Source organism: Indioceanicola profundi, from assembly GCF_003568845.1.
Lineage (GTDB): Bacteria > Pseudomonadota > Alphaproteobacteria > Azospirillales > Azospirillaceae > Indioceanicola > Indioceanicola profundi.
The window spans coordinates 843944-859756 of record NZ_CP030126.1 but is presented as its reverse complement, the minus strand read 5'-3'; the positions used below and the strand labels follow the sequence as shown (position 1 = coordinate 859756).

Below are 15813 nucleotides of genomic sequence, written 5' to 3'. Positions count from 1 at the left end.
CAGTTCTTGGCGGGATCGGGTCTCGATAGCCAGCGCTTTCCCGGCCATCCTGCCCCTGCGCGAATATCGGATTGGAGGATGGGCCATGGGCCTGTTGATCGAGGGGCGCTGGCACGACCAGTGGTACGATACGAAGTCGACGGGTGGGCGCTTCGTCCGGACGGACAGCAGCTTCCGAAACTGGCTCACCGCTGACGGCTCGGCCGGTCCGGTCGGGGCGGGCGGCTTCAAGGCGGAGCCGGGGCGCTATCACCTCTACGTCTCCCTCGCCTGCCCCTGGGCGCACCGCACGCTGATCTTCCGTGCCCTGAAGGAGCTGGAGGACATGATCAGTCTTTCGGTGGTCCACTGGTTGATGGGCGAGCAAGGCTGGACCTTCGCCGACGGTCCCGGCGTCATCCCCGATCCCATCAACCATGCCGGCGTCCTGCATCAGGTCTATACCGCCGCCAAGACCGACTACACCGGCCGGGTGACCGTCCCGGTGCTCTGGGACAAGCAGCAGGGCATGGTGGTCAGCAATGAAAGTTCCGAGATCATCCGCATGTTCAACAGCGCCTTCGACAATGTCGGGGCCAAGCCGGGCGATTATTACCCGGAGGAACTGCGGGAGGAGATCGATGCGGTGAATGCCCGTGTCTACGACACCGTGAACAATGGCGTCTACAAGGCCGGCTTCGCCACCGCACAGGAAGCTTACGAAGAAGCGGTCGTACCGCTGTTCGAGACGCTGGACTGGCTGGAGGAGCGTCTGTCCCGCCAGCGCTACATCGCAGGCGACCAGATCACGGAGGCGGATTGGCGCCTTTTCACCACCCTGATCCGCTTCGACGCCGTCTATCACGGGCACTTCAAATGCAATCTCCGGCGCATCGCCGACTACCCGAACCTATGGGCCTTCACCCGGGAACTCTATCAGTGGCGCGGCGTGGCGCAGACCGTGAATTTCCAGCATATCAAAGGCCACTACTATCAGAGCCACAAGACTATCAATCCGACGGGGGTGGTGCCCATGGGTCCGATCCTGGGCCTGGATGAACCACACGGCCGAGGCTGAGAAACTGGGCGGCGCGGAACAGTTCGGAAATCCAAAAAGTAATGAAGTTACCCGCGGAAGCAGAGATTACTTGGAGGGCTAAAGTCGGCGCAGCGGCATTCCGCGATTTTTTCTTTGCTCCCCTCGCCCATTAACTTCTCCGTAACGGAAGTGGTAGGTGAATTGGTGCAGCCAGGCCAGCAAGGCCTAGGTGGGGAGAACAAAGAATGCTGCGCCGTTTCAACGATCTCAAGCTCATCCAGAAGCTTTCCATACCGCTTGCGGTCCTGGTGGCCGTCATGGTGGTGGTCCTGTGGCAGGCCAGGGGAGGTCTGCTGTCCCTCAACGATGCCGCCGATCACGCCTTGTCCGTCACCACGACGCGGTTGGAGAACGCTCTGGTGATCGAGGCGGAGTTGAATGCCGCCACTGTCAGTGAAAAGAACATCATCATCGAGGCTGACCTGGATGCCATGCGGGCGCACCAGGAGACCTATAAACAACGGGTTGGGATGGCGCTCGCCGCGGCGGACCGTCTTATCGAACTGGCCGATACAGCCGAGCGTAAGGCCTTCAACACCCAAATCCAGGATGCCATCAACGATTACGACCGCGTGGCCCAGCGCTCCATCTCAGCCGCCTTGTCGGGAGACAAGGAAAGCGCCTTCAAGATTTCGACCACTGAAGGCCGCATGGCCCGCACCAAGGTCGTCGACATCATCCTCGAACGTGTCAAATCGAACCAGGCGGAACTGGTGAAGGCCAGGGCCGATACCGACGTCCTTGCCCATGACACTTTGAGCAACCTTTACATCCTGGCGAGTATCGGGCTTGCGGCATCCCTCTCGCTGCTGACCTGGATCATGCTGGCTCTGGTGGTCCGCCCTCTTACGGCCATTGCCGAGGTCATGGGGATCATCGCCAGCGGAAACCTGGATCAGCAGGTCAAGGGCACCGAACGTCGGGACGAAGTCGGCGCCATGGCCAAGGCCGTGCAGGTCTTCAAGGAGAACGGCCTCGCCATGCGGCGCATGGAGGCCGATGTGGCCGAGCAGAAGGCCCGGGCGGAGCGGGAACGCCGCGAAGCCCTGCTGAAGATGGCTGCGGAGTTCGAGGCAGGGGTCAAGGGCGTGGTGGACGCCGTGGCTACTGCGGCGACGGAAATGGAGTCTGCCGCCGCCGCCATGGGGGCCACGGCCGAGGAGACGACACGTCAGGCCGTTGCGGTCGCAACTGCGTCGGAGCAGGCCAGCGCCAATGTGAACACGGTGGCAGGCGCTACAGAGGAGCTTTCGGCATCGATCCAGGAGATCGCCCGCCAGGTCACATCTTCTTCCCAGATCGCCAGCCGTGCCGTGGCCGAAGCCGGTCAGACGAACGAGACCATGCGCGAGCTGTCGGCCGCAGCCCAGATGATCGGCGAAGTCGTGCAGCTGATCCAGGAGATCGCCAGCCAGACCAATCTCCTCGCCCTCAACGCGACGATCGAGGCGGCCCGGGCGGGCGAAGCCGGCAAGGGCTTCGCCGTGGTTGCCAGCGAAGTAAAGGCGCTGGCCAGCCAGACGGCCCGCGCGACCGAGGAAATCGGAGCGCAGGTGCAGGGTATCCAGGCGTCCACCGCCACAGCCGCCAGATCCATCGACGGCATCTCGGGCACGATCACGCGGATCAGCGAGATCGCCGCCACCATCGCCAGCGCCGTGGAGCAGCAGCAAGCCGCCACGCGGGACATCGCCGGCAACGTCTCACAGGCGGCCCAGGGCACGGCCGAGGTTTCGGCCAACATCGGTGGCGTAACCCAGGCCGCGAGTGAGACCGGGGCCGCCACCACCCAGGTCCAGGGGGCGGCATCCAGCCTGTCGCGCGAAGCCGAACAGCTCAGGCGTCAGGTCGATACCTTCCTTGTCACGGTACGCGCCGCCTGACCCGGCAGGCCTCCCGCCCACGCACCTCATGGGGACGTGGGCGGGTTTTCTCACGCCCCCAGGATCATCCGCGGGCCGACTGTATGCTTCTTCAGCCGAGCCCCGCTGGCCGCATCGATTTCCTCCATCACCACCTCATAGCCCCAGAGGTCTGAGAGGTGCTGGAGCACGGCGCGGGCGTCCTCATCCTCCAGCAGGATCTGGTTGGTGACCCGATGCTCCAGCATCAGCTTGCGGTCGCCGGTCAGGTCCACATCCACGATCTGGATGTCGGCTTCAATCCAGGCGACATCGTACTGGCGGGCCAGCGACTGCCGGATCGAGCGATAGCCCCGCTCATTATGGATCGCCTTGATCTCCATCTCCGGTTCGCGCGCATCGTCCTGCACGTGGAACAGCTTGAATTTCCGGATCAGGGCCGGCGACATGTACTGGAGGATGAAGCTCTCATCCCGGAAATTGGCCCATGCGTCGCGCAGCACGGTGACGCTGTCGCCACTGCCGGCGAAGTCCGGGAACCAGTAGCGGTCCTCTTCCGTCGGGTTCGTGGCGATGCGTTCGATGTCCTCCATCATGGCGAAACCCAGCGCATAGGGGTTCAGACCGCCATAGCGGGGATCGTCGAATTCCGGCTGGAAGATCACGTTGGTGTGGCTGTGCAGCACCTCCAGCCACGCTCCCTCGGTGATCATCCCGCGCTCGTGCATCCGCCGCAGGATGTTGTAGTGGCACCAAGTCGCGCAGCCCTCGTTCATTACTTTGGTCTGGCGCTGCGGATAGAAGTACTGGGACAGGTGCCGGACCACGCGCAGCAGCTCCCGCTGCCAGCCCTGGAGGCGCGGCGCCTTCTTCTCCAGGAAATAGAGGATGTTCTCCTCCGGGAGTTCCAGCAGGGCGCGACGTCTGTCGCGGTCGGTGAACAGGCTGGGGCCGCCCGGCTTGGTGGGTACGGTGCGCCACAGATCGTTGAAGGTGGTTTCCTCGTGGGAGCGTCGCTCCTGCTCCCGCCGCTCCTCATTGCGGAGGTCGCTGCGCCGCCGGGGATAGCGGTGCACGCCGTGGTTCATCAGCGCGTGGGCGGCATCCAGCACCCGCTCCACCCGCGCGTGCCCATACCGCTCCTCGCATTTGGCGACGTAGCCCTTGGCGAATTCCAGATAGTCCAGAATGCCGTCGGCGTCGGTCCATTGCTGGAACAGGTAGTTGTTCTTGAAGAAATGGTTGTGGCCGAATGCAGCGTGCGCGGTCACCAGCGCCTGCATCGTCATGGTGTTCTCTTCCATGATGTAGCTGATGCAGGGGTTGGAGTTGATCACGATCTCATAGGCCAGCCCGCGCAGCCCCTTGCGGTACAGCACCTCGTCCCTAGCGAAGTGCTTGCCGAAGGACCAGTGCTTGTAAAGCAGCGGCATGCCGATGCTGGAATAGGCGTCCAGCATCTGCTCGGACGTGATGACCTCGATCTGGTTGGCGTAGGTGTTGAGGCCGAGGTCCTTCACCGCGACCTGCTCGATCGCGTCATAGACCCGGCGCAGCTTGTCGTAATCCCAGTCGGCCCCTTCATAGAGCGGGGCGGCGACCACGGGCGTGTCGGTCAGCATGGTCATGCGCCCACCTCCTGGGCCGCCCCGTCGCGGGCGAACAGTTCACGGAACACGGGATAGATTTCCCGCCGGTGTGTGACGCGCTTCATCGCCAGCGGCACCCCTTCCCCCTGCAGCGTCTTGTAGGTGCGCCAGAGATCGCTCTCGCGCATGGAGCTGCTGAAGGTGATGGGCGGGGCCATGCCGTCCTGGCCGACCTCGATATAGGCGTAGTACTGGCAGACCGGCAGGATCATGTCGGACAGCAGCGCCAGGGTGCGTGAATTGTCCGACAGCGCATTGTCGCCGTCCGAGGCCTGGGCGGCATAGATGTTCCACTCGTCGGGCGAGTAGCGTTCCTTTACCACCCGCATCATCTCCTCCAGCGCGGTGGAGACCACCGTGCCGCCCGTCTCCGCGCTGTAGAAGAAGGTTTCCTCATCCACCTCCTGCGCCCGGTGGGTGTGGCGGATGAAGACCACGTCCACATGCTTGTAGCGCCGGGTCAGGAACAGATAGAGCAGCATGTAGAACCGCTTGGCGAGGTCCTTCATGTGCTCCGTCATGGAGCCGGAGACGTCCATCAGGCAGAACATCACCGCCTGCGCCACCGGCCTCGGCGTGGACTCGAACCGGTTGTAGCGGACATCCACCGGGTCGATGTAGGGAATGCGCTGGCTGCGGCGCAGCAGCAGCCCCAACTCCTCCCGCAACTCCGCCAGACGGGCTGCATCGCGGCCGGATTTTTCCAGCTCCTCGATTTCCTCCCGCAGCCGCAGCATCTCGTCCGGCTTCGGCCGTTTCAGCGCGATCCGGCGGGAGAGGCTGTTGCGCATGGTGCGCACGAGGTTGAGGTTGGCGGGCGAGCCGCTGACGGAATAACCCGCCCGGTGCCACGCCAGGGATTCGGACTTCGCCAGCTTGCGCTTGGCCAGATCGGGAAGCTCCAGATCCTCCAGGAACAGGTCGATGAATTCCTCGCGGCTCAGGACGAACCGGAACTCGTCCTCCCCGCCGCCATCCTCCGCCCCTTCGGAACCGCGCCCACCGCCCCCGCTGGGCGGCCGCGGGATACGGTCGCCGGGGACGAACTCCTTGTTGCCGGGCACGACGATGTCGCGCAGGCCGCCGGATGAGGATCGATGGAAGGTCGGCTCCTTGATCCCGTCGGGGGAGATGACGATATCCCCGCCCCCGTCGATATCCTGGATGCGCCGCCGTCCCGACGTGTCCCGCACGGCGCGCATCACCTGTTCCTTGGCGCGCCGGAGGAAGCGCTGGCGGTTCGCCAGGCTCTTCCCCTTCGGATTCAGGCGTCGGTCGATGATGGTGAACATCTATGCCAGACCCTTTCCACTGCCGCGGATACTCTGCAATCACCCGGAACACGGTGCCGTCACCCCGGCCGCTGGCGGCCCAGCCGCTGGCGGGATGACGGCATATAGACGACTCAGCCGCCGACCAATTCCGCTCGGTGCACGATCAGCCCGCCTGCTTCACCCGCATGTACCACTCGACCAGCCGGCGCACCTGGCGCTCGGTATAGCCGCGGGACACCATGCGATCGACGAAATCGCTGTGCTTCTTCTCCGTATCGCTGTCCTTCTTGGAGCCGAAGCTGATGACGGGAAGAAGCTCCTCCACTTGGCTGAACATCCGCCGCTCGATCACGTCGCGGATTTTCTCGTAAGAGGTCCAGGAGGGGTTCCTGCCGCCATTGGCCGCCCGCATGCGCAGCGAGAACTTCACAACTTCGTTGCGGAAGTCCTTCGGGTTGGCGATCCCGGCCGGCTTCTCGATCTTGGTCAGCTCCTGGTTCAGCAGATCGCGGTTCATCAGCTGGCCCGTGTCTGGGTCCTTGAAGTCCTGGTCCTCGATCCAGGCGTCGGCATAGTCCACATACCGGTCGAACAGGTTCTGGCCGTAATCGTGATAGCTCTCCAGATAGGCCTTCTGGATTTCGTTGCCGATGAACTCCGCATAGCGCGGCGCCAACTCGGCCTTGATGAATTCCAGGTAGCGCTTCTCCGTCTCGTCCTGGAACTGCTCCCGCCGGATCGCCTGCTCCAGCACATACATCAGGTGGACCGGATCGGCGCTGACCTCCGTGGTGTCGTAGTTGAAGGTGGAGGCCAGGACCTTGAAGGCGAAGCGGGTGGAGATGCCATTCATCCCCTCGTCCATGCCGGCCGCGTCCTTGTACTCCTGCAGCGTCTTGGCCTTGGGGTCGGTCTCCTTCAGGCTCTCGCCGTCATAGACCCGCATCTTGGAATAAAGATTGGAATTGCCGTGCTCCTTCAGCCGCGACAGCACAGCGAAGCGGGCCAGCATCTCAAGCGTGCCCGGCGCACAAGGCGCGGTGGACAGTTCGGAGCTGCGGATGAGCTTGTGATAGATCTGTTCTTCCTCGGTCACCCGCAGGCAGTACGGCACCTTGATCACACAGATGCGGTCGATGAAGGCTTCGTTGTTCTTGTTGTTCTTGAAAGTCTGCCACTCGGCCTCGTTGCTGTGCGCCATGATGATGCCAGTGAACGGCAGGGCGCCGATATTCTCCGTGCCGATATAGTTGCCCTCCTGCGTCGCGGTGAGCAGGGGATGCAGCATCTTGATCGGCGCCTTGAACATCTCCACGAACTCAAGCATGCCCTGATTGGCACGGTTCAGACCGCCGGAGTAGCTGTAGGCGTCCGGATCGTTCTGCGGATAAAGCTCCAGCTTGCGGATATCGACCTTGCCGACCAGGGAGGAGATGTCCTGGTTGTTCTCGTCACCCGGCTCGGTCTTACTGACCGCGATCTGGCGCAGGCGCGACGGGCGCAGCTTCACCACCTTGAACTTGCGGAGATCGCCGTCGAACTCGTCCAGCCGCTTGATCGCCCAGGGGCTCATCAGCCCGGTCAGGCGGCGGCGGGGAATGCCGTACTTCTCCTCGATGGTGGCGCCCATGGTGATGGGGTCGAACAGGCCGAGCGGGCTCTCGAACACCGGGCTTACTTGGTCGCCGGCCTTCAGCGCATAGATCGGCTGCTCCTCCATCAACGCCTTCAGCCGCTCCGCGAGAGAGGACTTGCCGCCGCCGACCGGACCCAGCAGGTAGAGGATCTGCTTGCGCTCCTCCAGCCCCTGGGCGGCATGGCGGAAATAGCCGACGATCCGCTCGATCGTCTCTTCCATCCCGTAGAATTCGGAGAAGGCGGGATAAATCTTAATCGTCCGGTTCATGAAGATGCGGGCGAGCCGCTGGTCCCTGGCGGTATCCACCACCTCCGGCTCACCAATGGCGGCGAGCAGGCGCTCCGGCGCGCTCGCATACATCATCGGGTCGTCGCGGCAACCCTCCAGATACTCCATCAGCGACATTTCCTGGTCGCGGCGTGCTTCATAGGACTGCGCGTAACTGGCGAACACGTCATTGACCGGGTACATGGGCAGTCTCCTTCAAGCGGGCGTGGCGCGGGCGGTCTGCTGTCTGTCTATGACGTCCGGTGGCGCTCAGAGCGGAAGCGGACGGAATGTTCTGCGTAACGGCACCTTTTCTGATCATGTGGTCCGGGGTGTCTGGGTGGGGGAGCGCGGCGGCACGGCCCGTCCCCCTCATATTTGAAACCCGAACGGGCCACCGATGTTCACCCTTCTTCTGCGGAAGGGACCATGGCTGCGGCTGTGCTGACCACTTCTCCGGCGGGGGAACCGGGCGGGCTTGAAACCGGCGCTGGACACGGACCGCCGCACCGGCGATCCCCTTGATCCGCATGGCGGACCCCCTCGCTCGAACCAGCAACCGTGCCGGCAAATTCCATACTGGCGGCAGGGTATTAAGGAAACTTGTCCAATCCGTGGCACCCCGCTCACGCAATAAGACACATGGATGGCTGGACTGCTGTGACAAGAACGGAGCGGCCCGCCATGACGAGGTGCCCCGGCGGGGGTGGCTGATACCCCGATTGCGGCCGGAAGCGGCTGGATTGACATTGCAAGGGAGTGCCGCCACGGCGGAGCGGTTCCACCGGGCGTCGGTCGGGCGGAGGCCACGGCCATGCGGCGAAGAGGCCGCGGTCACCGCCGAAAGGTCCTGTTCCCCAAACGGGTTCATCGGGCCATCCGAGCGGTCACTGTCACTACTGCCTTGCAGCATGGAGCCAAATCCCGGCGGCGTGAAGACGCTAATCGGATAGGTCCGTCCCCGGCATATCGCCGCTTTCGCCTTGTGTCTCCGATGTCACGGTGCGGATCGGCGGGGCCGGACTGGCTGAAGCGGCCGGACCTGGGCGGCAGCAACGGTGGGCAGACTGGCGGTGGGATGGAAAAGGGTGCGACGGGACGTCGCGCCCGGCCGCTCCATGCGCCTTTGCCACCTTGCGGACGTGCCGCAGACCGCCACGGCTTACAGGCTCGATCGATATATCTTCGCCCCAGATATGCAGCATTTCCGCGCCCCTGTTCGGGAACAATTTCGCCGCCGCAGCCTTTCTTCGCGTGTGCAAGAGGTTTGGGCCCGCGGCTAGCGCATTGCCCACCCTTCAATATTTACGAGCGTTAAGGACTTCACAAAGCCTGGTTGTTGCGTTGCAATAGGGACGCTCACCGACCCACGGGGATCAAGATGCAGAGCTTCGATATCCAGTCCGCCTTCACTTCCGCCTGCGCTGAGCTGGGTCTGGACCCGGCCAACACCAACATGTTCGAGCTGGAGTGCCGCCGCCAGGGACGCGACCCGAAGGCCACCCGCATGTTCGACCTGGACAAGAATGCCAGCGACCTCTGGGCCGTGCAGCGCAAGCTGAAGCGCGCGAGCTGATTCGCACTGCCGGCCCATCGGGCCGGAACGTTGAAAGGGCCGCCAGCGATGGCGGCCCTTTTGGTTTTCGGCAAGGCTTTACGAGAAGGTTGCGAGCGGAGGCGGCGCGGTCTTCAGAAGCCCCTCCAGAAGCTGCACGACCTCCTCCATATCCACGCGGACCTGGTCCAGCTCCTCCGACGTCTTGTCGTCGACGGCGGCCTCCATCAACATCATGTCATAGTCCAGCAGCAGGCTGGACAGCGACTCCCGCTCCATCTCCAGTATCTCGTACGCCCCCAGCGCCTGGACCAGAAGGGCCGGCGGGTTCCGGAAGAAGATCACGCTGAGCCGTACGAAGCTGGCGATGGCGCGCAGACGCATGCGCACCAGCCAGAGTTTCATGTCCTCTGGAATGCGGGCACCGTAGGCTTCCGCCGCCTTGTCCTGGATGGTGAAGATCATGGCCTGGATCTCCATGTAGGAGGCGCGGGCCTTCTTATAGTCGGGGAAGGTCTGAAGCTTTGCGGTGCTGTTCCGCTCGAACGCCGTCGTGGCTTCCGCGAGCGACCGCGCCAGATGCCGCAGAACCGTGGCGCGCTGTTCCGCTTCCTTTTCCGCCGATCTCATTCCCCGCCCCTCCCCGATCGATGGGGGCAAGTCTAGCGCTCTTGCGGGGCCGCAGCCAACCGTCGCGCGGCCTGCCTTACGATCTATCTCCGGGCCCGGCGGATATCCCGGCGGTACCGGCGGCCCAGAAGGTAGCCGGTGGCCACGGTGCCCGCCAGAAAGGCCGCCCGTCCGGGGCGCAGGCGGGCGACACTCCGCTTCAGGAGATGCGCGAGCCGCCTTTCACCCTGCCCCGGCCGCTCCGGGTCCATCATGTGGGTCTGCAGGACGGCCAGCTCCGCCTCGCCGATGGGGCGGGTTTCCAACTCCAGCAATGTGCGCCCTTCCGGCCGGCGTAGGGCGTCGATGGCGCGGACCAGCGACCCGTGCTCCACCAGAGCGCGCTCCACCTCCTGGCTGTCTACGCCCAGATGCTCCGCCAGCAGATCGTTGCGGAACCGCAGAATGGTGGCCGACAGCTCCTTCTGGTTGGGACTTCCGGGCACGGCCTCCAGCGCGATGTCACACTCGGTATCGAATCCCATGGAACGATTATTCAGGTTGCTGGAGCCGATGCGGAGCAGTCGTTCGTCCATCACCACGACCTTGGCATGGACGTAGATCGGCGTGCCGATGGCGTTCACGGGATAGTAGATGCGGAAGCGGCCATGCTGGTCCGCTTCCTTCAGTATGTTCACGGCATGGGCGCGGGCCCTGTCCATGGCCTGCTCTTCCAACCAACTGGCCGCGCTCAAGGGGTTGATGACGACGATCTCCGGCCCGTCCGGTTCCCGCAGCCGCTCGGCGATTGCGTCCCGTATGACCGAGGACGCGAAGTACTGGCTTTCCAGATAGAGAGTCCGCTTGGCGCGGCGGATCACCGCCAGATAGAGGGCTTCGATCTCCCGTACCTCCTCGCGCCCGTTATAGCTGGGCTCCGTCCTGGCGACGGCCACATCGACGTCCCGCATGGTGACGTTCAGTCCTTCCGGCCAGACGGCCCGGCGCTGCCGCACCCGTTTGATCGATCCGCCGCCGGAATGCCGCCAGCGCCGCCGCACCACCTCGCCCAGCGCTTCCGCCGCGGGCCCGTCGCAGGCCGTCGTAACGTCGTGGAAGGGACCATAGGGGCTGCCGTCGGGCCGGCGGCGGCGGGTGTCGCCGGGCGTATGGTCCCTGGTGTCCCAGCGGTCATGGGTCATGTCGATGCCGCCGCAGAACGCCAGACTGTCGTCGATCACCAGGATCTTCTGGTGGTGGCTGGCGCCGAGTGGATGGTTGCTATCCAGGCGGAAATGGATGCGCGAGGTGGTCAGCCAGTGCAGCGCCATCAGCGGCACGATCTGCGTCGTGATGGTCTGCAGCATGGCGATATCCCACTTCAGGATATAGGCATGCAGCCGCCGGTTCTTCGCCACGATCCGCTGGATGAGATCACCAAGCCGGTAACGGGACCGCCCCGTATTTTCCGGCCCTTCCAGATCGGGACGCAGATTGATCCGCAGGTCGAAATCCCAGCCCACCGCCATTATGCTTTCCCGCGCGGCTTCCATGGCTCGTTGCGCGGTCCTGAAATAATCGGCGGCGTCGACGATCAAGGCGAAACGATGGGCACGGGCGATGCGCCAGCAGGTCTTGCCCGGGACAAGGATGGGCGTCTCGTCCGAAGGGTCAGCCGACGGCGCCGGGTTCCCCGCCCCCTGTGCTGGAACCATATCCTGCGGCACGTCGGCCCTCCTCTGCTTTCAGTTCCGGCCCCATTCAGGGACGCGATGGTCTCAACGTCAGTCCCGTCCGGCGCGGGCCATCCGGACGATGGCGAACCCCACGCCAAGGGCGAGCAGCAAGGCCCCGACCGGGTGCTCGCGCACTGGCCCGGCCCGCATGGCAGAGAACCGACCTGCCTGCTCCCCCTGGCCGTAGCTGTCGACCTTGGGACGCTGCTGCCCGGACCAGCGGTTTCCTGTCGGCACCTGGCGCACATCCGCCCTCTCCTTGCGGAGACGCGGGGCAGCCCCCATCCAGTAGCCGACCTCCCGCCGGGCCTGATCCCGGCTCACATCATAGGCCTGCTCCACGGCGGCGATCAGGGCATCGCGCCGGCCCTGGGTCGCCGCAAGGGTGGACGCCTCGACACGCGGCCACTGCTCTTTGGCCAACTCCTGATAGGCGTGCCAGTCGTCCTCGATCCGGTCCCAGTCGGTCGACATCCTTCACTCCCGGCGGCGGTTGGGTCTGGGCGCGTTTCTGCATGGGGTCCAGGAAGGCAACAGGATGGCTGCTGGTGCGGTTCCGGTTGCCGTTCCCCGCGCTGCCCCCGTGATCATGCCCGCCCCCTTCGGTTGAGCCGTGCGGAACCCGACATTTACGGCATGAGGGAGATCGCGGCATGGCGCGGACGACAGCCGACATCCTGGTGGACACCCTGGTCGAATACGGGGTGGACACGGTCTTCGGCATCCCCGGCGACGGGGTCAACGGCGTCATCGAAGCCTTCCGCAAACGTCGCGACCGGATTCGCTTCATCCAGACCCGGCACGAGGAGGCAGCCGCCTTCGCGGCCTGCGGCTATGCCAAGTTCACCGGGCGGCTGGGTGTCTGTGTTGCCACCAGCGGCCCCGGCGGCATTCATCTGCTGAATGGTCTTTACGACGCCAAGCTGGACCAGCAACCGGTGCTGGCCATCACCGGCCTTCAGTATCACGACCTGGTCGGCACCTTTACCCAGCAGGACGTGGCGTTGGACCGGCTGATGATGGACGTCGCCAAGTTCAACGAACGTTGCGGCGGTCCCCGGCACATGGAGAACCTGGCCCCTCTCGCCTGCCGCACCGCGCTAGCCTACCGCGGCGTCGCCCACATCACCATTCCGGTGGATGTGCAGGACTGGACCTATGACGATGAGAAGGGGTCCAAGCGCATGACCCCGGGCCACCATGCCAGCATCCACCCCCGCTCCGCCCGGCTGCCGGACGAGCGCGACCTGCGGGCCGCGGCGGAAATCATCGACCAGGGCGAACGCGTCGTCATCCTGGCCGGCCAGGGCGCACTGCACGCGACGGATGAGCTGGAGCGACTGGCGGACAGGACCGGTGCAGTGATCGTCAAGGCGCTCCTGGGCAAGGCGGCCGTGCCGGACGACAGTCCCTATACTACCGGCCAGATCGGCCTGTTGGGCACCGCGCCCAGCCAGAATGCGCTGATGCGGTGCGATACGCTGATCATGGTGGGCTCAAGCTTTCCCTATATCGAGTATCTGCCCAAGGCCGGACAGGCCCGCGGCATCCAGATCGATCTCGACCCAATGCGCATCGGCCTGCGCTATCCCATGGAGCTGGGGCTGGTCGGCGATGCCAAGCTGGCGCTGGACGCCCTGCTTCCGCTGGTCCGCCGCCGGCATGAGCGCCCGTTCCTGGAGCGCGCGCAGGCGGAGAAGCGGGAGTGGATGGAGCTGATGGAGACCCGCGGCACCGACATGTCCATGCCGATGAAGCCGCAGGTGCTGGCCTGGGAACTGGGCAAACGGCTCACCGATACCGCCATCGTCACCTGCGACAGCGGCACCATCGCCACCTGGTGGGCGCGGCAGATCCCGGCCAAGCGCGGGCAGATGCATACGCTGTCGGGCAATCTCGCCACCATGGCCCCTGGCCTGCCCTATGCCATTGCCGCGCAGCTCGCATATCCGGACAGGCAGGTGGTGGCCTTTGTCGGGGATGGCGGCCTGTCCATGCTGATGGCCGACTTCGCCACGGCCGTGAAGTACAAGCTGCCGATCAAGATCGTGGTCTGCAACAACCGCTCGCTGGGCCAGATCAAGTGGGAGCAGATGGTATTCCTGGGCAACCCGGAATATGTCTGCGATCTGGAGTATATCGACTTCGCGAAGGTGGCGGAGGCCTGCGGCGGCACCGGCTACACCATCGAGGACCCGCGGAGCTGCGGGGCCATGCTGGAGCAGGCGCTGCACACGCCGGGGCCGGTGATCGTGAACGCTCTGGTGGACACCCACATCCCGCCCATGCCGCCCCACATCAAGCCCGGTCAGGCCATGCACTTCGCCCAAGCCCTGGCCCGCGGCACACCTGCGGCCGGAAAAATCATCGGACGCGTCATGGGCCAGCAGGTACGCGAGATCATCTGAGCTAATCGACCGTCACGCCATAGAACCAGTATCGGGCGAAGGGGCTGGGCAGGAACCCCTTCACTTCCTTGCGCACCGGCGTCGCGGCGGTTGGATGGGCGATGGGCAACCAGGGCGCCTGATCCTGGAAGATCTTCTGCGCCTCCCGGTACAGCTGCGCCCGCTCCTCCTGCACCGTCGTGCGGCGGGCGGCCCCGACCAGCTCCTGATAATCCTGATTGCACCACTTGGCGACGTTGCCGCCGCCCGGCACCGCCGAGGCGCAACCCAGTATGTCCTCCATGAAGGAGGCAGGCTCCACCACGCTCCAGCCCAGCAGGGCCATGTCGTGCTCCCCGAACCGGGTCCGACGCAGATACTCGCCCCACTCGTAGGAGACGATTTTGACCCGTACCCCGATCTTCGCGAAATCGGTCTGCATCATCTCCGCCATCCGGCGGGCGTTGGGGTTGTAGGGGCGCTGGACCGGCATGGCCCAGAGTTCCACCTCGAACCCGTCGGGATGTCCTGCTTCCGCCAGCAGCACCTTCGCCGCGGCCGGGTCATAGCCGATATCCGGCAGGGCGGGATCATAAGCCCAGGAGAGAGGCGGCAGCGGTCCCTTCGCCAGCTTTGCATGACCCTGATAGATCGTTTCCAGGATCGCCTTACGATCCACCGCCATGGACAGCGCCCGCCGCACCCGCACATCGTCGAAGGGCTTCTTCGCGGTGTTGAAGGCCAGATAGCCGACGCTCAGAAGCTCCGTCTCCAACAGGTCCACATTCGGGTCCGCCTGGAGGGAGGGCACGTCCGCCAGGTTCGGGAAAGGCATGACATGGCACTCGCCCGCCCGCACCTTGGCCAGCCGCACCGCGGCATCAGGCGCGATGACGAACACAAGTTGCTTCAGCGGCGCCTCCCCCGCCCAGTGCTCGTGGAAGCTGCGCAGCCGGATCATGGTGTCCGTCTGATATTGCACCATCCGGTAGGAACCGGTGCCGACCGGCTCCAGATCGACCCGTTCCGGCGTGCCCTTCGCCATCATCTTTCCGGCGAATTCCGCCGACATGATGCCCTGGGAATTATGGGCCATGGCGTCCAGGAAGCTGGCGTCCGGCTGGGTCAGGCGGTAGCGGACGGTGAGGTCGTCCACCTTCTCCACCGCCTCCAGAAGCTCTCCCAGCCGCATATTCAGGAAGCCGGGATAGACCGGGGCGACGGAATGGAAGGGATGGTCCTTCTTCCACTGCCGCTCGATGGAGAAGATCACGTCATCGGCATTCAGGTCCCGGCTGGGCTTGAAGTCGCGGGTGGAATGAAACTTCACGCCTTTGCGCAGACGGAACGTATAGGTGCGCCCGTCCTCCGACACCTCCCAGCTCTCCGCCAGACCGGGCTCAAGCTCTGCCGTTCCGCGCCGGTACTGCACCAGCCGGTCGTAGATATGCTCAACCACGTCGAAGGCGTTGCCGGCGGTGGTGAGCTGACCGTTCAGGCTTTCCGGCGATCCTTCGGCGCAGTAGACCAGCGTGTCCGCCGCCGACGCGGCGCCCGCCGCAAGCATCGATCCGGCCATCAGGGCCGCCGCCACAATCCGCCGCACCCGCACCTCCTGCTCAACGCCGCATGAACGCCATGCCGCCCGGATCAGGCTAAACCATTGACCCGACTTGCGTCGAGCGGCGACAGGCGTTTGCAGGCCGGCAGGGCCGTTTCGGACGATCGGGTTACAAAGCTGTAACCCACCCACCCTT

General features: G+C 64.5%; 11 protein-coding genes. 4 read left to right on the top strand and 7 right to left on the bottom strand.

Annotated elements, in window-relative coordinates; translation table 11 throughout:
* The first annotated feature begins 85 nt into the window (after positions 1–85).
* Positions 86–1057: a glutathione S-transferase family protein gene (locus DOL89_RS04045; RefSeq protein ID WP_119677986.1), complete on the top strand. Its 972-nt coding sequence runs from the start codon at positions 86–88 to the stop codon at positions 1055–1057.
* Between the two features lie 206 nt (positions 1058–1263).
* Entirely contained in the window at positions 1264–2961 is a 1698-nt protein-coding gene (locus DOL89_RS04040; protein ID WP_119677985.1) for a methyl-accepting chemotaxis protein, read from the top strand.
* A 50-nt stretch (positions 2962–3011) separates the two neighbouring features.
* Here DOL89_RS04040 and DOL89_RS04035 read toward each other — a convergent pair whose 3' ends face one another.
* The 3 genes from DOL89_RS04035 to DOL89_RS04025 all read right to left on the bottom strand — a co-directional run bounded on the left by DOL89_RS04035 (position 3012) and on the right by DOL89_RS04025 (position 7973).
* Positions 3012–4568: a SpoVR family protein gene (locus tag DOL89_RS04035; protein ID WP_119677984.1), complete on the bottom strand. Its 1557-nt coding sequence runs from the start codon at positions 4566–4568 to the stop codon at positions 3012–3014.
* Complete coding sequence (locus DOL89_RS04030) at positions 4565–5881, bottom strand: YeaH/YhbH family protein (protein ID WP_119677983.1); 1317 nt, start codon at positions 5879–5881, stop codon at positions 4565–4567. The genes DOL89_RS04035 and DOL89_RS04030 overlap by 4 nt, the downstream gene beginning before the upstream one ends.
* A 145-nt stretch (positions 5882–6026) precedes the next feature.
* On the bottom strand, positions 6027–7973 hold the full coding sequence (locus tag DOL89_RS04025) for a PrkA family serine protein kinase (RefSeq protein WP_119677982.1): 1947 nt from the start codon (positions 7971–7973) through the stop codon (positions 6027–6029).
* A gap of 1177 nt (positions 7974–9150) precedes the next feature.
* Here DOL89_RS04025 and DOL89_RS04020 point away from each other — a divergent pair.
* Complete coding sequence (locus DOL89_RS04020; protein ID WP_119677981.1) at positions 9151–9345, top strand: hypothetical protein; 195 nt, start codon at positions 9151–9153, stop codon at positions 9343–9345.
* 78 nt (positions 9346–9423) lie between these two features.
* Here the strand turns inward: DOL89_RS04020 and DOL89_RS04015 are convergent, their stop codons facing one another.
* From DOL89_RS04015 to DOL89_RS04005, 3 genes are all read right to left on the bottom strand, one after another.
* Positions 9424–9954, bottom strand: a complete 531-nt coding sequence (locus DOL89_RS04015) for a hypothetical protein (RefSeq protein ID WP_119677980.1) — start codon at positions 9952–9954, stop codon at positions 9424–9426.
* 83 nt (positions 9955–10037) lie between these two features.
* Positions 10038–11660: a phospholipase D-like domain-containing protein gene (locus tag DOL89_RS04010; RefSeq protein WP_205574636.1), complete on the bottom strand. Its 1623-nt coding sequence runs from the start codon at positions 11658–11660 to the stop codon at positions 10038–10040.
* A gap of 57 nt (positions 11661–11717) precedes the next feature.
* Entirely contained in the window at positions 11718–12143 is a 426-nt protein-coding gene (locus DOL89_RS04005; RefSeq protein ID WP_119677978.1) for a CsbD family protein, read from the bottom strand.
* A gap of 179 nt (positions 12144–12322) precedes the next feature.
* Between DOL89_RS04005 and DOL89_RS04000 the strand changes: the two genes are divergently transcribed.
* Positions 12323–14077 carry a thiamine pyrophosphate-dependent enzyme gene (locus DOL89_RS04000; RefSeq protein ID WP_119677977.1) on the top strand — a complete coding sequence of 585 codons (1755 nt, stop codon included), beginning with the start codon at positions 12323–12325 and terminating at the stop codon, positions 14075–14077.
* 1 nt (position 14078) lies between these two features.
* Here DOL89_RS04000 and DOL89_RS03995 read toward each other — a convergent pair whose 3' ends face one another.
* A complete protein-coding gene (locus DOL89_RS03995) occupies positions 14079–15662 on the bottom strand; it encodes an ABC transporter substrate-binding protein (RefSeq protein WP_225889879.1) in 1584 nt (527 codons plus the stop codon).
* Positions 15663–15813: the final 151 nt, after the last annotated feature.

Bases quoted from the DNA above. Each gene is read 5' to 3' on its own strand.
- DOL89_RS04045 (WP_119677986.1), top strand. From the start codon at position 86: ATGGGCCTGTTGATCGAGGGGCGCTGGCACGACCAGTGGTACGATACG.
- DOL89_RS04040 (WP_119677985.1), top strand. From the start codon at position 1,264: ATGCTGCGCCGTTTCAACGATCTCAAGCTCATCCAGAAGCTTTCCATA.
- DOL89_RS04035 (WP_119677984.1), bottom strand. From the start codon at position 4,568: ATGACCATGCTGACCGACACGCCCGTGGTCGCCGCCCCGCTCTATGAA.
- DOL89_RS04030 (WP_119677983.1), bottom strand. From the start codon at position 5,881: ATGTTCACCATCATCGACCGACGCCTGAATCCGAAGGGGAAGAGCCTG.
- DOL89_RS04025 (WP_119677982.1), bottom strand. From the start codon at position 7,973: ATGTACCCGGTCAATGACGTGTTCGCCAGTTACGCGCAGTCCTATGAA.
- DOL89_RS04020 (WP_119677981.1), top strand. From the start codon at position 9,151: ATGCAGAGCTTCGATATCCAGTCCGCCTTCACTTCCGCCTGCGCTGAG.
- DOL89_RS04015 (WP_119677980.1), bottom strand. From the start codon at position 9,954: ATGAGATCGGCGGAAAAGGAAGCGGAACAGCGCGCCACGGTTCTGCGG.
- DOL89_RS04005 (WP_119677978.1), bottom strand. From the start codon at position 12,143: ATGTCGACCGACTGGGACCGGATCGAGGACGACTGGCACGCCTATCAG.
- DOL89_RS04000 (WP_119677977.1), top strand. From the start codon at position 12,323: ATGGCGCGGACGACAGCCGACATCCTGGTGGACACCCTGGTCGAATAC.